Annotated in this window: 19 protein-coding genes; 11 read left to right on the plus strand and 8 right to left on the minus strand. The window is 68.9% G+C overall.

What is annotated here, in order from left to right; all coding sequences use genetic code 11:
- Position 1 precedes the first annotated feature (1 nt).
- The 5 genes from ABZ827_RS12645 to ABZ827_RS12665 form a co-directional block, all read right to left on the minus strand.
- Complete coding sequence (locus ABZ827_RS12645; protein ID WP_357236381.1) at positions 2-1,156, minus strand: histidinol-phosphate transaminase; 1,155 nt, start codon at positions 1,154-1,156, stop codon at positions 2-4.
- Positions 1,153-2,490, minus strand: a complete 1,338-nt coding sequence (hisD, locus tag ABZ827_RS12650; protein ID WP_357236383.1) for a histidinol dehydrogenase — start codon at positions 2,488-2,490, stop codon at positions 1,153-1,155. The genes ABZ827_RS12645 and hisD overlap by 4 nt, the downstream gene beginning before the upstream one ends.
- An 81-nt stretch (positions 2,491-2,571) precedes the next feature.
- Complete coding sequence (locus ABZ827_RS12655; RefSeq protein ID WP_357236385.1) at positions 2,572-3,003, minus strand: hypothetical protein; 432 nt, start codon at positions 3,001-3,003, stop codon at positions 2,572-2,574.
- Between the two features lie 37 nt (positions 3,004-3,040).
- The gene (locus ABZ827_RS12660) at positions 3,041-3,643 is read right to left on the minus strand and encodes a maleylpyruvate isomerase family mycothiol-dependent enzyme (RefSeq protein WP_357236387.1); all 603 of its coding nucleotides are present in this window, start codon (positions 3,641-3,643) and stop codon (positions 3,041-3,043) included.
- A 46-nt stretch (positions 3,644-3,689) separates the two neighbouring features.
- Positions 3,690-5,345 carry a serine/threonine-protein kinase gene (locus ABZ827_RS12665; RefSeq protein ID WP_357236389.1) on the minus strand — a complete coding sequence of 552 codons (1,656 nt, stop codon included), beginning with the start codon at positions 5,343-5,345 and terminating at the stop codon, positions 3,690-3,692.
- Between the two features lie 193 nt (positions 5,346-5,538).
- Here ABZ827_RS12665 and priA point away from each other — a divergent pair, with 193 nt between their 5' ends.
- The 4 genes from priA to hisI all read left to right on the plus strand — a co-directional run bounded on the left by priA (position 5,539) and on the right by hisI (position 8,429).
- The gene (gene priA, locus ABZ827_RS12670; protein WP_357236391.1) at positions 5,539-6,270 is read left to right on the plus strand and encodes a bifunctional 1-(5-phosphoribosyl)-5-((5-phosphoribosylamino)methylideneamino)imidazole-4-carboxamide isomerase/phosphoribosylanthranilate isomerase PriA; all 732 of its coding nucleotides are present in this window, start codon (positions 5,539-5,541) and stop codon (positions 6,268-6,270) included.
- Positions 6,271-6,295: 25 nt separating this feature from the next.
- Positions 6,296-7,186, plus strand: a complete 891-nt coding sequence (locus ABZ827_RS12675; RefSeq protein ID WP_357236393.1) for an inositol monophosphatase family protein — start codon at positions 6,296-6,298, stop codon at positions 7,184-7,186.
- Between the two features lie 117 nt (positions 7,187-7,303).
- The gene (gene hisF, locus ABZ827_RS12680; RefSeq protein ID WP_357236395.1) at positions 7,304-8,077 is read left to right on the plus strand and encodes an imidazole glycerol phosphate synthase subunit HisF; all 774 of its coding nucleotides are present in this window, start codon (positions 7,304-7,306) and stop codon (positions 8,075-8,077) included.
- Between the two features lies 1 nt (position 8,078).
- A complete protein-coding gene (hisI, locus tag ABZ827_RS12685; RefSeq protein WP_357236397.1) occupies positions 8,079-8,429 on the plus strand; it encodes a phosphoribosyl-AMP cyclohydrolase in 351 nt (116 codons plus the stop codon).
- Between the two features lie 25 nt (positions 8,430-8,454).
- On the opposite strand, the gene ABZ827_RS12690 is transcribed toward hisI, so the two are convergent.
- Positions 8,455-9,306 (minus strand): sigma-70 family RNA polymerase sigma factor, encoded by an 852-nt coding sequence (locus ABZ827_RS12690; RefSeq protein WP_357236399.1) that lies wholly within the window; start codon positions 9,304-9,306, stop codon positions 8,455-8,457.
- A 171-nt stretch (positions 9,307-9,477) separates the two neighbouring features.
- On the opposite strand from ABZ827_RS12690, the gene ABZ827_RS12695 reads away from it, so the two are divergent.
- Complete coding sequence (locus tag ABZ827_RS12695) at positions 9,478-9,846, plus strand: DoxX family protein (protein WP_357236401.1); 369 nt, start codon at positions 9,478-9,480, stop codon at positions 9,844-9,846.
- Between the two features lie 11 nt (positions 9,847-9,857).
- Here ABZ827_RS12695 and ABZ827_RS12700 read toward each other — a convergent pair whose 3' ends face one another.
- Positions 9,858-10,349, minus strand: coding sequence for a transcriptional regulator (locus ABZ827_RS12700; RefSeq protein ID WP_357236403.1), 492 nt, complete (start codon positions 10,347-10,349; stop codon positions 9,858-9,860).
- A 141-nt stretch (positions 10,350-10,490) separates the two neighbouring features.
- The gene (locus ABZ827_RS12705) at positions 10,491-10,955 is read right to left on the minus strand and encodes a peroxiredoxin (protein WP_357236405.1); all 465 of its coding nucleotides are present in this window, start codon (positions 10,953-10,955) and stop codon (positions 10,491-10,493) included.
- 77 nt (positions 10,956-11,032) lie between these two features.
- Between ABZ827_RS12705 and ABZ827_RS12710 the strand changes: the two genes are divergently transcribed.
- The 6 genes from ABZ827_RS12710 to lgt all read left to right on the plus strand — a co-directional run bounded on the left by ABZ827_RS12710 (position 11,033) and on the right by lgt (position 17,925).
- Positions 11,033-12,607 carry an anthranilate synthase component I gene (locus ABZ827_RS12710; protein ID WP_357236407.1) on the plus strand — a complete coding sequence of 525 codons (1,575 nt, stop codon included), beginning with the start codon at positions 11,033-11,035 and terminating at the stop codon, positions 12,605-12,607.
- Entirely contained in the window at positions 12,604-13,479 is an 876-nt protein-coding gene (locus tag ABZ827_RS12715) for a TIGR02234 family membrane protein (RefSeq protein WP_357236409.1), read from the plus strand. The genes ABZ827_RS12710 and ABZ827_RS12715 overlap by 4 nt, the downstream gene beginning before the upstream one ends.
- Before the next feature lie 144 nt (positions 13,480-13,623).
- Positions 13,624-14,442: an indole-3-glycerol phosphate synthase TrpC gene (gene trpC / locus ABZ827_RS12720; protein WP_357236411.1), complete on the plus strand. Its 819-nt coding sequence runs from the start codon at positions 13,624-13,626 to the stop codon at positions 14,440-14,442.
- A complete protein-coding gene (gene trpB / locus ABZ827_RS12725) occupies positions 14,442-15,731 on the plus strand; it encodes a tryptophan synthase subunit beta (RefSeq protein ID WP_357236413.1) in 1,290 nt (429 codons plus the stop codon). The genes trpC and trpB overlap by 1 nt, the downstream gene beginning before the upstream one ends.
- Positions 15,728-16,528 carry a tryptophan synthase subunit alpha gene (gene trpA, locus ABZ827_RS12730; RefSeq protein WP_357236415.1) on the plus strand — a complete coding sequence of 267 codons (801 nt, stop codon included), beginning with the start codon at positions 15,728-15,730 and terminating at the stop codon, positions 16,526-16,528. The genes trpB and trpA overlap by 4 nt, the downstream gene beginning before the upstream one ends.
- Positions 16,529-16,659: 131 nt before the next feature.
- On the plus strand, positions 16,660-17,925 hold the full coding sequence (gene lgt / locus ABZ827_RS12735) for a prolipoprotein diacylglyceryl transferase (RefSeq protein ID WP_357236655.1): 1,266 nt from the start codon (positions 16,660-16,662) through the stop codon (positions 17,923-17,925).
- The last annotated feature ends 67 nt before the right edge of the window (positions 17,926-17,992 follow it).

The raw sequence follows: 17,992 nt of genomic DNA on the forward strand, positions 1-17,992 counted from the left end.
CTCACTTCCGGTCGTCGATCAGTTCGGTTGCGGCCAGTTTCGTGCTGACCCGCAGGAATTCGTCGTTCTCGGCGGCCAGCCCGATGGTGACGCGCAGATGGCCGCCGATACCGACATCGCGGATCAGGACGCCTTCGTCCAGATAGTGCCGCCAGGCGCGGGGTGCGTCCCGGAACTTCCCGAAGAGCAGGAAGTTCGCGTCACTGGGTACCACCGTGAAACCCAGTTCGGTGAGTGCCCGGGCCACCCGGTCGCGCTGGGCGGCCAGTTCCGCGACGCTCGCGAGGGTCTCGTCGGCGTGCCGCAGGGCCGCGCGGGCGGCCGCCTGGGTGACCACCGACAGGTGATACGGCAACCGCACCAGCAGCAGTGCGTCGATCACCGCAGGAGCGGCGACGAGATAGCCGAGCCGGCCACCCGCGAAGGCGAACGCCTTGCTCATCGTCCGGCTGACCACGAGTTTCGCGGGATAGCGGTCGATGAGCCCGATGGCGCTCGGCGCGTCGGAGAACTCGCCGTAGGCCTCGTCCACGATGACGATTCCGGGTGCGGCGTCGAGGATCCGGGCCAGTTCGGCGTCCGGGATACTGTGCCCGGTGGGGTTGTTCGGGCTGGTCACGAACACCACATCGGGCCGGCGTTCGGTGATGGCGGCGAGGGCAGCGTCGATATCGACGGAGAAATCCGCGGCCCGTTTCGCCTCGACCCATTCGGTATCGATGCCCTCGGAGATGATCGGATGCATCGAATACGACGGTACGAAGCCCAGCGCCCGCCGGCCCGGACCGCCGAAGGCCTGCAGTAGTTGCTGCAGGATCTCATTGGATCCGTTGGCCGCCCACACATTCGCGGCGCCGACCGCGATACCGGTCTGCCGGGTGAGGTAGGTGGCGAGGTCGGTGCGTAATCCGACGGCGTCACGGTCGGGGTAGCGGTGCAGATCCGCGGCCACGGCGCGTACCGCCTCGGCCACGTCCTCGATCAGTGCCCGGGTCGGCGGATGCGGGTTCTCGTTCGTATTGAGTTGCACGGGCACGCTGAGTTGCGGTGCGCCGTAGGGGGATTTACCACGCAGGCTCTCGCGTAAGGGGAGCGCGTCGAGTCCGATACCGGCGCCGGGTACCGCGACGACCTGTGCCGAGGTGCGGGCGGTCACGACAGGGCCTCGAAACGGGCTCGCACGGCCTGTCCGTGGGCGGGCAGATCCTCGGCATCGGCGAGGGCAACCACATGTCCGGCGACATCTTTCAACGCCGCCTCGGTGTATTCCACGACGTGGATCCCGCGCAGGAAGGTCTGCACGCTCAGCCCTGACGAATGCCGGGCGCAGCCGGCCGTCGGGAGTACGTGATTGGATCCCGCGCAGTAATCGCCGAGGCTCACCGGGGCATACGGTCCGACGAAGATCGCGCCGGCGCTGCGCACCCGGGCGGCGACCGCCGGGGCCTGCGCGGTCTGGATCTCCAGGTGCTCGGCCGCATAGGCGTTGACCACCCGCAGACCCTGATCGATATCGTCGACCAGCACGGTGCCGGATTGGGTCCCGGTGAGCGCCGCGGTGACCCGCTCGGCGTGCTTCACCACGGTCAGCTGGGTGGTCAGCGCGGCGTCCACCGCGTCCGCGAGGGCGGGACTGTCGGTCACCAGCACGCTCGCGGCGAGGACATCGTGTTCGGCCTGGCTGATCAGATCGGCCGCCACATGCACCGGATCGGCGGTGGCATCGGCCAGGATCGCGATCTCGGTGGGGCCGGCTTCGGCATCGATTCCGACCAGGCCGCGGCACAGGCGTTTGGCGGCGGTGACATAGATATTGCCGGGACCGGTGATCAGGTCGACCGGTGTGAGCGCGCCGCCGTCGGTATCGGTGCCCCCGTAGGACAGCAGGGCGACCGCCTGCGCCCCGCCGACGGCCCAGACTTCGTCGACCCCCAGCAGGTGCGCCGCGGCCAGAATCGTCGGATGCGGCAGCCCGCCGAACTGTTCCTGCGGTGGCGAGGTGACCACCAGCGACTCCACCCCGGCCGCCTGGGCGGGTACGACGTTCATCACGACACTGGACGGGTAGACGGCGTTACCGCCGGGCACATACAACCCGACCCGCTCCACGGGCACCCAGCGCTCCGTCACGGTCCCGCCCGGTACGACCTCTGTCGTGGTGTCGGTCCGCCGCTGGTCGGCGTGTACGGTCCGGGTCCGTTCGATCGCGACCTCGAGCGCCGCCCGCACCGCCGGATCGAGCCCGTCCAGCGCGGCGGCCAGTTCCGCCGCCGGAACACGCACTGTCGCCGGGGTGACACCGTCGAATTTCGCGCCGTACTCGAGCGCCGCGACCGCCCCGCGATCGCGGACCGCCTCCACTACCGGCCGCACCTGATGCAGTACCGAGTCCACATCGACCCCGCCGCGCGGCAGCGCGGTGCGCAGCTGCGCGGTGGTGGGCGTGCGGCCGCGCAGATCCACGCGGGCGAGCTCGATACGGGATGTCATGGTGGTATCGGTCCTTGTTCGGGCTGTCTGGGTAACAACAGCTTATCGGGCCGATACCACCGGATATCCGTGCGGTCCGGGTCAGCTGATCCGGGTGTAGACGATATCGAGTTCGTGTTCCCAGGTGCGCGGGTCGAACTCGGCGTCCGAGCGTTCCCAGGTGGCCCGGAGTGTGTTTCCGGTCTCGTCGAGATTGCCGGTCAGCCGTTGTGAATACCCCGGGGCGTCGCGCCAGACCCGCCACAGCGGCCCCGTGAACGCCCCGTTGAAGATCCGGCGGTCACCGTTGCTGTCGTGCTGCAGGACCTTGAGCCGCTCGGGATAGGCGTCGTCGGTCCCGATGACCCAGGTTCTGCTGACAGCCGGGCCGGCCACGGTATAGCGCACGAGCAGGAAGGCCTCGCCGGCCAGCCACTCGATCGTCGTCCGCCCGACGACGTCGGGGAATTGGTCGGTGGTCGTCTTCCATTCGCCGACCATCACCGCCATGGCGGCGAGTGCCGAATCGGTCATCTGCACGTCTCCCATCGGTGAAGCGAACTTCGGATGTTCAGCTGCAGCGGCGACGCAGTTCCGGTACCCCTTCGCCCTCGAGTTCGTCCAGGACCACCGGCCGGCCCACCATGGCCAACGCTAGCGCCTCACCGCGGCCCCGCACCGCAGGCCCGGAACCTTTGACCCAGTCGAAATCTGTCGCGACGAACTGTAGCCCCCTGGTGTGGCGCCAGGGGCGGGCGAACGGGTCGGGCCGGTCGAGTACGGCCCGGAGCCGTTCGACGGGGATATCGCGGAGCCGGCCCAGCGGGCGGCGGATGTCCTGCTGATGGACGAAAAGGTCGGCCAGCCCGAGGCGCGGCCACAGCCGCGATACCGACCGGGGCGCGGATTCGAACTCGGCCAGCAGCTCCGCGGGTGTCCGTCGCGACCCTTCCGCGGCCATGGCGTTGTTGACGCCGTCGATCGAGAAGCGGTTGCGGACGGTGATCCCGAGGTATTCGGTCAGCGGGATCGCGTCGTAGCGCAGATGCCCGATCAGGTCACGCACGCACCAGCTGGTACACAGGGTGGGCGCATCCCATTCCGTGTCGGACAGACTCCGCAGCAATGCGGTCATCTCCGCTCGCTCCGCGGCGAGCATTGCCCGAATGTTCATGCCGCACACAATAACCCGGGCTCGCTATCGCGTATCCCGGTACAGGTCAGCGGGTGTCGCTGTCGATCAACAGCGTGCCGCCGGAATTCACCACCCGCAGTGTCGGATTGCGGGTCTGGCCCCCGTAGCTGAGGTCGTTCACCCGCATATCCACCGAGCCGTCGGGGTTGTTGCCCTTGAAGGCCTCGATCCGCTGGAAACTCTGCACGGTACGCGTCGACCAGTACTGTTCGAACTCCTGCCGGCTGCTGTAGACCTGCTGCGCGGACGGTGTCAGCAGGGCCCAGGAACCGGCCGGATCCAGATAGAACTGTTCGATCAACTGGCCGGCCTGAACCCATTCGACCTGGCCGGTGCTCGGTGTGGAGCCCAGCGCCGGGCCGGCCGTCTCGGTGGTATCCGAGGCACTCGGCGCGGTGGAGCTCACCGAATTGTCCGCCTGGGCCGGTCCGCCGTCGTCCGAACCGGAGGAGCTGAAGAACAGCACACCGCCGACGACCGCGGCACCCGCGATACCGCCGATGATCACCGCGCGCCGCACACCACCGCCCGACCGCGAATCCTCCGCGACGGGCTGAGTCGTGGTCGGGGGATGGTTCGGTGCGCGCCGCTGAGGCCGGCTGTCGTGTCCGTCGTGGTCCGCGCCGTCCCGCGGTTCGGGGCGCCGGCGCGGACCCGCGGCGTGCGCCGAGCCGCGGGTGCGGCCGGGAGCGGGGGTTTCCATCGTGCTGACGGCGGCTCCGCCGGAATGCCCGTTGCGGTCGTGTCCGTTGCGGTCGAAGGCCTCGCGTGCGGGTACGAAACCGGAGTGCTCGGAATTACCGCCGGAATATCCGGCGAACCGGGCCAGCTGTTCGCGGGCCTCCGCCATCGTGGGCCGCAGCCGCGGATCGGCCTCCAGCAGATCGAGCAGGAAATCGGTGGCCGGGCCGGCGTTCTGTGGTTCGCTCACCTGGCCGTTGGCCGCGGCATACAGCACCTTGAGCGGATTTCCGGAACCGAACGGCGGCTCCCCCTCCAGCGCGTGGAACAGCGTCGCGCCCAGTGCGAACACATCCGCGGCCGGTGTCGGGTCGGCGCCGCGCGCGACCTCGGGCGCGAGGTAGGCGGCCGTGCCGCAGATCAACCCGGTTTCGGTGAGGGTCACATCGCCGGTGGCCCGGGAGATACCGAAATCGGTGATCTTCACGGTGCCGTGGTCGTCGAGCAGGACGTTTCCCGGTTTCACATCACGGTGCACGATCCCGGCCTGATGGGCCGCGATGAGTGCCGCGGCCACCTGTTCGCCGATCCGCGCGACCTGTGGCAGCGGCAGCGGGCCCCCCGTGGACAGCACCATCGCCATACTGCGGGATTTCATGTACTCCATCACCAGGCACGGATCGCCGCCGTGCTCGGTGATATCGAAGACCACAATGGCGTTCGGATGCTGGAACCGGGCCGCGTTGCGGGCCTCCCGGGCCGCGCGCTGCCGGAGCACATCGCGCTCGGCGGGCGGCAGACTTGGCTTGATATGGATCTGCTTGATCGCCACCGACCGCTGCAGACGCTCGTCGACGGCACGCCAGACCACGCCTGTGCCGCCGCTACCAATCTGCTCGACCAGGCGGTAGTGATCCGCGATCAACTGACCGGTATCGATGGCGCCTACTCCGAACCTTCTCGAGATCGTGACATGCCGCGTCGGTTCCCTTTCACGCATCACGCGTCCGTGACACTCACGCGTAACGCGTCCGTGACCATTCACGCGTTCGGGACGAGTGTAGCGGGCACGTCGGCAGGCCCAGTGGGTGATATCACCTTAGCGAGGTCTCGACCGGGAACTCACCGGTTCCGGCGGTGACTCGCCCCGGGTGCGCGGCACCGGCGAACACCGGGCTATTAGGCTGTGACGAGTGAGTCTTGTGCTGCTGCCCGCTGTCGATGTCGCCAATGGAGAGGCCGTCCGCCTGGTGCAGGGCGCGGCGGGCAGTGAAACCAGTTACGGTTCGCCCCGCGACGCCGCCCTCGCGTGGCAGGACGCGGGCGCCGAATGGGTGCATCTGGTGGACCTGGACGCGGCGTTCGGCCGGGGATCCAACCGGGAACTGCTGGCCCGGGTGGTCGGCGAGCTGGACGTCGCCGTCGAACTGTCCGGTGGTATCCGCGACGACGACTCGTTGAAAGCGGCGCTGGCCACCGGATGCGCCCGGGTCAACCTGGGCACCGCAGCGCTCGAGGATCCGGTCTGGTGCGCGCGGGCGATCGCGGAGTACGGCGACCGGATCGCGGTCGGCCTGGATGTCCAGATCGTCGACGGCGAGTACCGGTTGCGCGGCCGCGGCTGGGTCAGCGACGGCGGGGATCTCTGGGAGGTGCTGGAACGGCTGGAACGTGACGGCTGCTCCCGCTATGTCGTCACCGATGTCACCAAGGACGGCACCCTCACCGGCCCCAACCTGGATCTGCTGCGCGAGGTGTGTATGGCCACCGAAGCGCCGGTGATCGCCTCGGGCGGGGTCTCGGCCCTGGCCGATCTGACCGCGATCGCCGAACTCGTACCCGACGGTGTCGAAGGCGCGATCGTGGGCAAGGCCCTGTACGCGGGCCGGTTCACGCTGCCCGAGGCACTGGCCGCCGTCCGTTGACCGCGAGGAACGGGGGCTCCAGGCGATGACCATGGCAGAAACCGAGCTGGCCGGTCTGATGACCACGGCCGCCGAAGTGCTCGACGGGGTATGCGAGCGGTTCCTCGAGGGACAGGGCGCGCCCAGTGCGGTGGCCAAGGGGTCCCGGGATTTCGCCACCGAATTCGATCTGGAACTGGAGCGCACCATCTCCGGTCAGCTCCTGGCCCGGACGGGTATCGAGGTGCACGGTGAGGAATTCGGTGGTCCCGTGCTCACCAGCGGTACCGCCTGGGTGCTGGACCCCATCGACGGCACCTTCAACTATTCGAACGGCCATCCACTCACCGGCACCCTGCTCGCGCTGGTCCGTGACGGGGAACCGGTGCTCGGAATGGCCTGGTTCCCGCCGCTGGACCGCCGGTACGCCGCCATCGCGGGTGGCCCGCTCCTGCTCGACGGTGTCGCGCAGCCGCCGCTGGCCCCGGGCATTCTCGACGAGGCGATGATCGGGTTCGGTGCCTTCAATATCGAATCCACCGGCCGGGTTCCGGGGTTGTTCCGGCACCGGGTACTCGGTGCGCTGAGCCGGTTGTCCTCACGGGTGCGGATGCACGGTTCGACCGGTATCGACCTGGCCTTCACCGCCGACGGCACGCTGGGCGGTTCGATCGTTTTCGGTCACCATCCGTGGGACAACGCGGCGGGCGCGCTCATGGTGCGCTGCGCGGGCGGTGTCGTCACCGATCTCGAAGGCGCCGAGTGGACCATCGATTCCGGGTCGGTGCTGGCCGCCGCTCCCGGAATCCACGCCGAACTACTGGACATGATCACAGCCACCCGCGGCGCCGATGCGGCGCCGATCGGCGATGATCGTGATACGGCCCCCGATCGCGGTAGCGATTCGGCTGCCCCCGACGGCGGTGAGGAACGCTGATGATGCGATACCTCCGCCGACCGTATGTAGCAGCAGCGAGGGAGATTTCATGATGCGATACCTCCGCCTTCGCTACGGCCTCCGCCGACCGCATCCAACCGCCACGAGGGAGAATCCGTGACGCTGGCGACTCGTGTTATCCCTTGTCTGGATGTCGATGCCGGCCGGGTGGTCAAGGGCGTCAACTTCCAGAACCTGCGCGATGCCGGTGACCCTGTTCAGCTCGCCGCCGCCTACGACGCCCAGGGTGCCGACGAACTCACCTTCCTCGACGTCACCGCTTCCAGCGGCGACCGCGCCACCATGTTCGACGTGGTCACCCGGACCGCCGAGCAGATCTTCATCCCGCTCACCGTCGGCGGCGGCGTGCGCACGGTGGCGGATGTCGACCGGTTGCTGCGGGCGGGCGCGGACAAGGTGTCGGTGAACACCGCCGCCATCGCCCGTCCCGAAGTGTTGCACGAGATGTCGCAGCGGTTCGGGTCGCAGTGCATCGTGCTGTCCGTCGACGCCCGTACCGTGCCCGACGGCGAGCCGGATACCTCGTCGGGCTGGGAGGTCACCACCCACGGCGGCCGCCGCGGTACCGGGATCGACGCCGTGGAGTGGGCGGCGCGCGGTGCCGAGCTCGGCGTGGGAGAGATCCTGCTCAATTCGATGGACGCCGACGGCACCAAGGCGGGATTCGATCTGCCGATGATCCAGGCCGTCCGCGCCGCCGTCTCGATCCCGGTGATCGCCTCGGGCGGGGCCGGCGCGGTCGAGCATTTCGCGCCGGCCGTACAAGCGGGTGCCGATGCCGTACTGGCCGCCAGCGTGTTCCACTTCGGGGAGCTGACCATCCCGCAGGTCAAGGACGCCCTGCGCGCGGACGATCTGGTGGTGCGCTGAGATGGGCCTGGATCCGGCGATCGGGGCCCGGCTCAAACGCAACGAGGCCGGTCTGGTCGCGGCGGTCGCGCAGGAGCGGGCCACCGGGGCGGTGCTGATGATGGCGTGGATGGACGACGAAGCGCTGGCCCGCACCCTCGAAACCCGCCGCGCCACCTACTATTCACGGTCGCGGCAGCAGTATTGGGTGAAGGGGGAGACCTCCGGGCATACCCAGTATGTGCACGAGGTCCGGCTGGACTGTGACGGCGATACGGTGCTGCTGGTGGTGGACCAGCAGGGCGCTGCCTGTCATACCGGCACACATACGTGTTTCGACAGCGACGTACTGCTCCCGCCCGACGGCGCGTGAGACAACCGGGCCGCGATCTTCCGGGTCATGTCCCGGCGGCCGCCGATATCGCGCCGGGTGTGTAGCGCGTGATCTCGATACCGGTGACGAGCCGGTCCTGGATCCGGAAACGGATGAGCGCGAAGGGATGTCCGCCGGGCGCGATGACCGCCGCGGGATGACCGGCGATGCGCACCGGAGCGGCCGCCGCGATCCGGTCGGCGAAGAACCGCGTTTCCTCGGCGATGGCGGTGGCGCCGTGTACGTCGGTCCGCGCACCCGCCGGAAGCAGGCTCAGCTCGGCCGTCCGGACGGCATCGGGGGCCAGCAGTGTGACGAGCCGGGCGATATCACCACCGCGCGCGGCCGTCAGGAACGCCTCGACGATCTCGAGGTGTTCGTCGACCTCTGGTTCTTGCTCGTCCGGCCGGATATCGCGGAGCCGGGTGCGTGCCCGGCTGGCGAGCTTCTTCGCCGCGGCCGGGGTCGCGTCGAGCACGGCGGCGATCCGGTCGAACGGGACCGCGAAGAGATCGTGCAGGACATAGGCCACCCGCTGCGTGGGTGACAGTTCGCCGAGCAAGACGAGCAGAGCTCGCGAAACCTCCTCGCGGCGCAGGAATTCCTCGTCCGCACTCGACTGCTCGCCCGGGACATCCTCGTACAGCAGCGGGAGTTCACCCCGTCGCTCGCGGGCGCGGAGTAGATCGAGGCACAGCCGGGCGGTCACCGTGGTCAACCAGCCTTCCAGATTGGCCACATCGGACAGATCGGCTCTCTGTGTCCGGGTCCATGCGGTCTGCACCGCGTCCTCGGCATCGTGATACGAGCCGACGATCCGGTAGGCCAGCGACAGCAGCCGGGGCCGGGCCGCCTCGAATTTCTCGACGAGTTCCACAGGGACGTCACCTTTCGTGCGTGCCGAGCGTCAGGAGGGGCGAGAGACAACAACCCGGCGTGCACGCCCCCTCGAGGAGACACCCATGAGAGTACAGATCCCCCTGTCCGCGATCGGCGCCGAGCCGATACCGGAAGCGGCCGCCGCCGCCGAGTCAGGGCGGGTTTTCCGGTGAGCGCGGCACTCGGGACAGGGTTGTTCGTCGCGACCATCGTTTGCGTTCTGGCGAATGCCGCCGAGGTGGCCGCCAAGCTCATGCGGGCGAGGTTCGTGCTGCAGAACGCCGCCGAGGTCGGCGTGGAGCCGCGATGGATCCCGTACCTCGCAGTACTCGAAGGGGCCGGTGTCGCCGGATTGCTGCTCGGTCTCCTGGGCCTGGATGCTGTCGGACTGGCCGCCGCCGCGGGGTTGGTGCTGTTCTTCGTGGGCGCGGTCACGGCGCATATCCGGGCGCGGGTCTTCCACAACATCGCGTTCCCCGCGGCATTTCTCTTATCGGCGGTGGCCGCTGTCTGCTATTTCGCGTGGGGAGCCGGATGAATCGGTGGCGGTCAGCGACCGGTTTCGCCGGCCGCCGGCTGCGTGGTGCCGCCGAGGATGGCGGCCAGGTGGGTGGTGAGCGTATCGCCGAGATCGGCCAGGGCCGCGGTCTGCTGGTTGTCCAAGCCGTCGAAGACCAGCCGGCGCACCACATCCATATAACCGGGCGCGGCCTCCACGACCTTCTGATGCCCCTCGTCGGTGAGCAGAGCCAGCACCCCGCGCCGGCCTGTCGTCGCCGTGCGCGTCGCCCAGCCCATCCGCTCGAGTTTGGAGACCACATGCGAAAGTCTGGATAGCGACGAATTAGCTCGATGCGCGAGCTCGCTCATCTGCAGCCGCCGGTCCGGCGCTTCGGACAGCAGGGTGAGCACCCAGAACTCGAAATGAGTCACGCCGGACTCCCGCTGCAGATCGGTATCCAGCGCGCCCGGCAAGCGATTCAGCAGTGCGACCACCGCGCGCCAGGCCCGTCCTTCGACCGGGTTCAGCCACTCCGTCACTAGACCGCCTTCTCATCCGGCCCGGTGACGATTGCGGCAGGGTTACCGGGCTGTAGAAGAAGTTTGCCACGACTTCGCTCGATCTTGTGACATCTCGGAAACGAAGGTGAGGCCATTCACAGCCGGTGGCGTGCGGACGGTTTATTCGCCCTTTCTGTCGCGCAGGAACTCCAGTGCGCGGTCGGCGTGCACATTCGCGCGTAGTTCGCTGTTGATCACCGTGAGTACCTCGCGGTCGGTGCCGATGACGAAGGTATGCCGTTTCACCGGCATCAGTTTGCCCAGCAGACCCCGTTTGACCCCGTAACTCTCGGCGACCGAACCGTCGGCATCCGACAGCAGCGGGTACTCCAGCCGCTGCGCACCCGCGAACCCGGCCTGCACATCGACCGCGTCGGCGCTGATACCGGCGCAGCCGGCCCCGAGCGCGGCGAACTCGGCGGTGAGGTCGCGGAAATGGCACGCCTCGGCGGTACATACCGGCGTATTCGCCGCGGGATAGAAGAACAGGACGAGTGGCCCGTCGGCCAGCAGGGAGTCGAGGGAACGGAGAGTGCCCGTCTGATCCGGGAGTTCGAATACCGGGGCGAGCTGGCCGATCTGCATACCCGGACAGTACCGGGACGGCGGGTCGCGTGGGGTGCGTCGCGCGCCCCCGGCGCCCGGCTGGAATGATGGCTCGAATGCACGGCGCTCCCGCGACTACCACCCGCGAACGATTCCGCGAACTCGCCGCCGAACACCGGGTCGTCCCGGTGACTCGGAAGGTTCTGGCCGATTCGGAGACTCCGCTCTCGGCCTACCGCAAACTGGCCGGCGATCGCGCGGGCACGTTCCTGTTCGAATCGGCGGAGAACGGACGCTCCTGGTCGCGCTGGTCGTTCATCGGCGCGGGCAGCCCGTCGGCGCTCACCGCCGTCGACGGTGCCGCCACCTGGCTGGGTGCCACCCCCGCCGGGGCGCCGTCGGGTGGCGACCCGTTGGACGCGCTACGCGAGACCCTCGAACTGCTGCGCACGGAACGCCTGCCCGGTCTGCCGCCGCTGACCGGCGGCATGGTCGGTTACCTCGGCTACGACGCGGTGCGCCGGATGGAACGCCTGCCCGAGCACGCGGTCGACGATCTGCAGCTGCCGGAGATGGTGCTGCTGCTGGCCACCGATCTGGCGGCATTCGACCATCACGAAGGCGCGATAACGCTGATCGCCAACGCCGTGAACTGGAACGGCACCGCCGATAATGTGGACGCCGCCTATGACGACGCCGTCGCCCGGCTCGACCGGATGACCGCCGCCCTGGCCGCCCCCGCCGTCTCGACGGTTTCCGTTTTCGACCAGCCCGAACCGGACTACCGGCGCGCCCGGACACCGGACGAGTACGGCGCCGGTGTCCGGCGGCTGGTATCGGAGATCGAGGCCGGCGAAGCCTTCCAGGTCGTGCTGTCGCAGCGGTTCGAAATGGACTACGGCGGCGCCCCCATCGACCTCTACCGGATGCTGCGCGCCGCCAATCCGAGCCCGTACATGTTCCTGCTGCATATCCCGGACAGTGCCGGGAACACCGCGTTCTCCATCGTCGGGTCCAGCCCGGAAGCGCTGGTGGCCGTGCAGGACGGGGTCGCCACGACCCATCCGATCGCGGGCACCCGCTGGCGCGGTGCCACCGAAGAAGACGATCTGCTGCTCGAGAAGGGCCTGCTGGCCGACGAGAAGGAGAACGCCGAACATCTCATGCTGGTCGATCTCGGCCGCAACGATCTGGGCCGGGTCTGTGTGCCGGGGACGGTGCGAGTCACCGAGTACCGGCATGTCGAGCGCTACAGCCATGTCATGCATCTGGTCTCGACCGTCACCGGTCGCCTGGCGCCGGGCAAGATCGCCCTGGACGCGGTACGGGCCTGCTTCCCGGCGGGCACCCTGTCCGGAGCTCCCAAGGTCCGGGCCATGCAGCTGATCGAGGAACTCGAGCCGACGCGGCGCGGGGTGTACGGCGGGGTGGTCGGCTATCTCGATTTCGCCGGTGACGCGGATACCGCGATCGCCATCCGGACCGCCCTGCTCAAGGACGGCACCGCCTATGTCCAGGCGGGTGCGGGTGTGGTGGCCGATTCCGAGGCCGAATACGAGGACACCGAATCCCGGAACAAGGCGATGGCGGTTCTGCGCGCGGTCGCGGCGGCCGAAACCGTGCGCGCTTTCGGGGATGGTGCGTCCGAGGACCGGGAATCGGTGACGGCGGCATCCGGCGGGGGCGTATGACACCGGAGAACGACAAGGCCGCGGGGAGCGGCGCGGGACGCCCCGGACCCATCGATTGGGGTGACGAGGAGCTGCCTCCCGCCGCCACGGAGTCCGCGCCGGCCGCCCGGAATCCCATCGTCGCGCTCGCGCTGCTCGCCTTCGGCGCTGCCGCCCTGTGGGGATCCTCGCGCCTCACCTGGGTCACGGTCACTTCCGCGGACGGCCTCACCGAACCCCGCACCGACGAACTGAACGGCGGGGTGTGGTTCGGTGCGCTGACGCCGCTGGCGCTGGTGCTGCTGGCCGCCATCGCCGCCGTCCTCGCGACCCGCGGCTGGGCGCGCCGGCTGGTGGGGGTGGTGGTAGCCCTGATCGCCGCCGTGACCGCGGTTCCGGCGCTCGCTCTGCTCACCGGTTCCGGAGCGACCGAGAAGCGCGCCGCCGATCTGGCCGAACTCCCCGGCCGGGCCCAGGTGCAGGAGTTGGTGACCGCGGCAGGTCCTGCGGTGCTCACGCTGTGCGGTGCGCTGGCCGCGTTCGGTGCCGGGTTGTTGCTGGTGCGGATGCCCGCCGGCACCAAACAGCTGTCCGGCAAATACGACAACCCCGCGACACGCAAGGCCGCGGCTACCCAGGCCGTGGAGCGGGAATCCACGGGCGCGCTACCGGAACGGGTGCTCTGGGACGCGCTGGACGCGGGCGCCGATCCGACCGATCCGGACACCTCGGGGCAACCCTCCGACCGTGGCGCGGGGGCCGGGCAGGCAGGCGAAGAAGCGGAATCCGGGCCCGAGGACGCTACGGATACGCACCGCGAGCGAACCGGCGACCGGGATGCCCGAGGCCAGGCCGGGAAACCGAGCACGCCGGAGCAGGGCGAGACCCCGTAGCAGGTCTGTCCGGACCGGATCACCCGCCCCCGGCGTCGGCGTGCCACAGCCTGCCATTTACTCTTGTTCAGCATCGGTGAGACAGCGCCTGGGGGAATTCCTGCAGGCAGTAACTCGCGTCTCCCCAGAAAGGATTCGAGCCAGATGACTGTACTCGACTCGATTCTCGACGGGGTCCGCTCGGATGTAGCCGCTCGGGAATCGGTACTGGACTTTCCCGCGGTGAAGGCAGCGGCCGCCGCCGCCCCGCCGCCGCTCGATGCGAAGGCAGCTCTCCTCGAAGACGGTATCGGCGTTATCGCCGAGGTCAAGCGGGCCAGCCCTTCCAAGGGCGCGCTCGCCGAGGACCTCGACCCGGCGAGTCTCGCCAAGGCCTACGAAGACGGTGGCGCCCGGATCATCAGTGTCCTCACCGAGAGCCGGCGCTTCCACGGATCGCTCGACGATCTGGACGCGGTACGCGCGACGGTCACCATTCCGGTACTGCGCAAGGATTTCGTGGTCGGTCCCTACCAGATCCATGAGGCACGCGCGCACGGAGCCGATGTCATCCTGCTGATCGTCGCCGCGCTGGAACAGGACACGTTGTCCTCGCTCATCGATCGCACCGAATCGCTCGGGATGACGGCGCTGGTCGAGGTGCACACCGAGGAAGAGGCGGACCGCGCCCTCACCGCCGGTGCGAGCGTGATCGGCGTCAATGCCCGCAACCTCAAAACGCTGGAGGTCGACCGGGACTGCTTCTCCCGGATCGCCCCGGGGCTACCCACCGAGGTGGTACGGATCGCCGAATCCGGCGTCCGCGGTACCGCTGATCTGCTCGCCTACGCGGGCGCCGGCGCGGACGCGGTACTGGTCGGTGAGGGCCTGGTCACCAGCGGTGACCCCCGTGCCGCGGTCTCCGAACTGGTCACCGCCGGTACCCATCCGTCCTGCCCCAAACCGGCCCGCCGGGGGCGATGATGGCGGCGTCCGGGTCGTCCACCGACAACGCGCTGCCCGCCGCCAGCCGGGGGGTCGCGCACCGCAGCGAGCACGAACCCGACGAGGGCGGCCATTTCGGCGTCTACGGCGGCCGGCATGTGCCCGAGGCGCTGATGGCGGTGATCGAGGAGGTCACGGCCGAATACGACAAGGTTCGCCTCGACCCCGATTTCCTGAACGAACTCGACCGGCTGCAGCGCGACTACACCGGTCGCCCCTCGCCGGTGTTCGAATGCACCAGCCTGGCCGAACACGCGGGCGGTGCCCGGATCCTGCTGAAACGCGAGGATCTGAACCACACGGGTTCACACAAGATCAACAACGTGCTGGGGCAGGCACTCCTGGCCAAGCGGATGGGCAAAACCCGGATCATCGCCGAAACCGGCGCCGGGCAGCACGGGGTCGCCACGGCCACCGCCTGCGCCCTGCTGGGCCTGGAATGCATCGTGTACATGGGTGCCGTCGATACCGCCCGGCAGGCGCTGAACGTGGCCCGGATGCGGCTGCTCGGTGCCGAGGTCATCTCGGTGACCCTCGGCTCGCAAACGCTCAAGGACGCGATCAACGAAGCCCTGCGTGACTGGGTGACCAACGCCGAGGACACCTACTACTGCTTCGGCACCGCCGCCGGGCCCCATCCGTTCCCGATGATGGTCCGTGATTTCCAGCGAGTCGTCGGGCTGGAAGCCCGCGCCCAGGTCCAGAGCCTGACCGGCCGGCTGCCCGACGCCGTCGCGGCCTGTGTGGGGGGCGGCTCCAACGCGATCGGTATCTTCCACGCCTTCATCGACGACCCCGAGGTCCGGCTGGTCGGCTACGAGGCCGCCGGCGACGGTGTGGACACCGGGCGGCACGCGGCCACCTTCGCCGGTGGTTCCCCCGGTGCCTTCCAGGGTGCCTACTCGTACCTCCTGCAGGACGAGGACGGTCAGACCATCGAATCGCATTCGATCTCGGCCGGCCTCGACTATCCCGGAGTGGGCCCCGAGCACGCGTTCCTGAAGGATATCGGCCGGGCCGAATACCTGCCCGTCACCGATACCGCCGCGATGGACGCCCTGCTGCTGCTCAGCCGCGCCGAAGGCATCATCCCGGCCATCGAATCCGCGCATGCCGTCGCCGGAGCCCTCGAATTGGGCCGCGAGCTCGGCGAGGGCGCGATCATCCTGGTGAACCTGTCCGGGCGCGGTGACAAGGATATGGACACCGCCGCCCGCTGGTTCGGGCTCTTGGACGATGCCGATACGGGCAAGGAGAACGGTCAGTGAGTTCCGAATCCCGTCTCGCCGCCACCTTCGCGGCCTGCCGGGCCGATAACCGCGCCGCGCTGATCGGCTACCTCCCGGCCGGATACCCGGATCTCGAGGGTTCCCGCCGCGTCGTGCGCGCGATGGTCGAATCCGGCTGCGATATCGTCGAAGTCGGTGTCGCCTACTCCGATCCGGTGATGGACGGGCCGACCATCCAGGCCGCCGCCGACCAGGCGTTGCGCGGCGGGGTCCGGGTCCACGATGTGTTCTCCGTAGTCGAAGCGGTGACTGCGGCGGGCGCGCAGGCGGTGGTGATGAGCTACTGGAATCCGGTGCTCAAATACGGGGTCGATCGTTTCGCGCGCGATCTGGCCGCGGCCGGGGGAGCGGGCATCATCACCCCGAATCTGATCCCCGAGGAAGCCGGTGACTGGTTCACCGCCTCCGACGCGCACGGCCTCGATCGCATCTTCCTGGTGGCACCGTCGTCCACCGAGGAACGCCTGGCATCCACGATCGACGCCAGTTCCGGTTTCGTCTACGCCGCATCCACCATGGGCGTCACGGGCGCCCGGGACGCGGTCTCGACCATGGCGCCCGCGCTGTGCACCCGGATCCGCGCGCACAGCGATATCCCGATCGGTGTGGGCCTCGGGGTGCGCTCCGGGGCGCAGGCCGCCGAGATCGCCGCCTACGCCGACGGTGTGATCGTCGGCTCGGCACTGGTCGCGGCCGCCGCCGACGGGCTCGACGCGGTCCACGCGCTGACCGCGGAACTGGCCGGCGGCGTCCGTGCCGCCGCTGTCGCATCCTGACCTGCGCGCCACGCTGACACACGCGACCCGGAGGCCGGACTTGCCAACGTAGCCTCCTGGACTACGGTTGCCCCGTGACCGTTCTTGCCGCACCGGAGACAGCCTCGACCGCCGGAACCCCCGGCGGCACCGTGCCGCCCGCCACCGAACTGCTGGCCTACCTCCCCAGCCCGCCGCAGGGCGTCTGGGAACTCGGCCCGTTCCCGCTACGCGCGTACGCGGTATGCATCATCGTCGGCATCATCGTCGCCATCTGGTGGGGCGAGAAACGCTGGCGGGCCCGCGGTGGTGAAGCGGGCGCGGTCCTGGATGTCGCGGTCTTCGCGGTGCCGTTCGGACTCATCGGCGGGCGGATCTACCACGTCGCCACCGACTGGCAGAAGTACTTCGGCGCGGACGGCAACCCGATGGACGCCCTGAAGATCTACCAGGGTGGTCTCGGTATCTGGGGTGCGGTGTTCCTCGGCGGTATCGGCGCCTGGATCGCCTGCCGGATCTACAAGATCCCGCTGCCCGCCCTCGCCGACGCCATCGCCCCGCCGATCCTGCTGGCGCAGGCCATCGGCCGCCTCGGTAACTACTTCAACCAGGAACTCTACGGCCGCGAAACCGATATGCCGTGGGGCCTGGAGATCTATCTGCGGTTCGACGAATCCGGCCGGCTCGACATGATGAACGGTGTGTCCTCGGGCGAGGTGCATTCCGTCGTCCACCCGACGTTCCTCTACGAGTTGCTGTGGAATGTCGCGGTCGTGGTGGCGCTGGTGCTCATCGACCGGCGGTTCCGGATCGGTCACGGACGCCTGTTCGCGCTGTATGTCGCCGGATATTGCTTCGGGCGGTTCTTCGTCGAACTCATGCGCGATGACGAGGCCACGCATATCGCGGGCATCCGGATCAACTCCTTCACCTCGGCACTGGTGTTCCTCGCCGCGATCGCCTACTTCCTGCTCGCCACCAAGGGCCGCGAAACCGCAGCACAACTGCAGCCCGACGCGGGTCCGCGCCCCTGGCCGTGGCAGCTCGGCGCACTTCGGGCGGCCGGTGCCGCCGGCGAGGGGGCAGCCGAAACCGGTTCCGGCGCGGGTGATACCGGTGAACCCGCCGGGACCGGCGAAACCGGGACGGACGACGATTCGGCGAGCGGCGAATCCACGACGTCCCCGAAAACATCGAAGGACGACTCCGCGGAACCCGGAGCCGACGTATCGAAGGTCGCCGACTCGTCCGGCGCCGGGGAATCCGGCGACGCGGCAACGGAGGTGGCTCGACAGCCGGATCCGGAGTCCGAGGTCGCGGCCGATGTCTCCCCTGAGCCCGGCGCGGAGGATCCGGAAGAGAGCGTGGCCGGCAAGGAGAGCAAGCCCACCGAATCCGCCTCCCCGCGAGGCGAGTAGGCGCCGTTCCCACCGGCAAGATCATCGATCCTAGGATCATCCGCCGCGGGGGCGAACGTCCCGGCTA

The sequence above is a fragment of the Nocardia sp. NPDC019395 genome (assembly GCF_040632335.1).
In the GTDB taxonomy this organism is placed as follows: domain Bacteria; phylum Actinomycetota; class Actinomycetes; order Mycobacteriales; family Mycobacteriaceae; genus Nocardia.

Excerpts from the sequence above, each read along its gene's own strand:
- ABZ827_RS12665 (WP_357236389.1), bottom strand. The coding sequence starts at position 5,345 with ATGCGTGAAAGGGAACCGACGCGGCATGTCACGATCTCGAGAAGGTTC.
- ABZ827_RS12675 (WP_357236393.1), top strand. The coding sequence starts at position 6,296 with ATGACCATGGCAGAAACCGAGCTGGCCGGTCTGATGACCACGGCCGCC.
- trpB (WP_357236413.1), top strand. The coding sequence starts at position 14,442 with ATGGCGGCGTCCGGGTCGTCCACCGACAACGCGCTGCCCGCCGCCAGC.
- ABZ827_RS12655 (WP_357236385.1), bottom strand. The coding sequence starts at position 3,003 with ATGACCGATTCGGCACTCGCCGCCATGGCGGTGATGGTCGGCGAATGG.
- ABZ827_RS12715 (WP_357236409.1), top strand. The coding sequence starts at position 12,604 with ATGACACCGGAGAACGACAAGGCCGCGGGGAGCGGCGCGGGACGCCCC.
- ABZ827_RS12660 (WP_357236387.1), bottom strand. The coding sequence starts at position 3,643 with ATGAACATTCGGGCAATGCTCGCCGCGGAGCGAGCGGAGATGACCGCA.
- hisI (WP_357236397.1), top strand. The coding sequence starts at position 8,079 with ATGGGCCTGGATCCGGCGATCGGGGCCCGGCTCAAACGCAACGAGGCC.
- hisD (WP_357236383.1), bottom strand. The coding sequence starts at position 2,490 with ATGACATCCCGTATCGAGCTCGCCCGCGTGGATCTGCGCGGCCGCACG.
- trpC (WP_357236411.1), top strand. The coding sequence starts at position 13,624 with ATGACTGTACTCGACTCGATTCTCGACGGGGTCCGCTCGGATGTAGCC.
- ABZ827_RS12710 (WP_357236407.1), top strand. The coding sequence starts at position 11,033 with ATGCACGGCGCTCCCGCGACTACCACCCGCGAACGATTCCGCGAACTC.
- ABZ827_RS12705 (WP_357236405.1), bottom strand. The coding sequence starts at position 10,955 with ATGCAGATCGGCCAGCTCGCCCCGGTATTCGAACTCCCGGATCAGACG.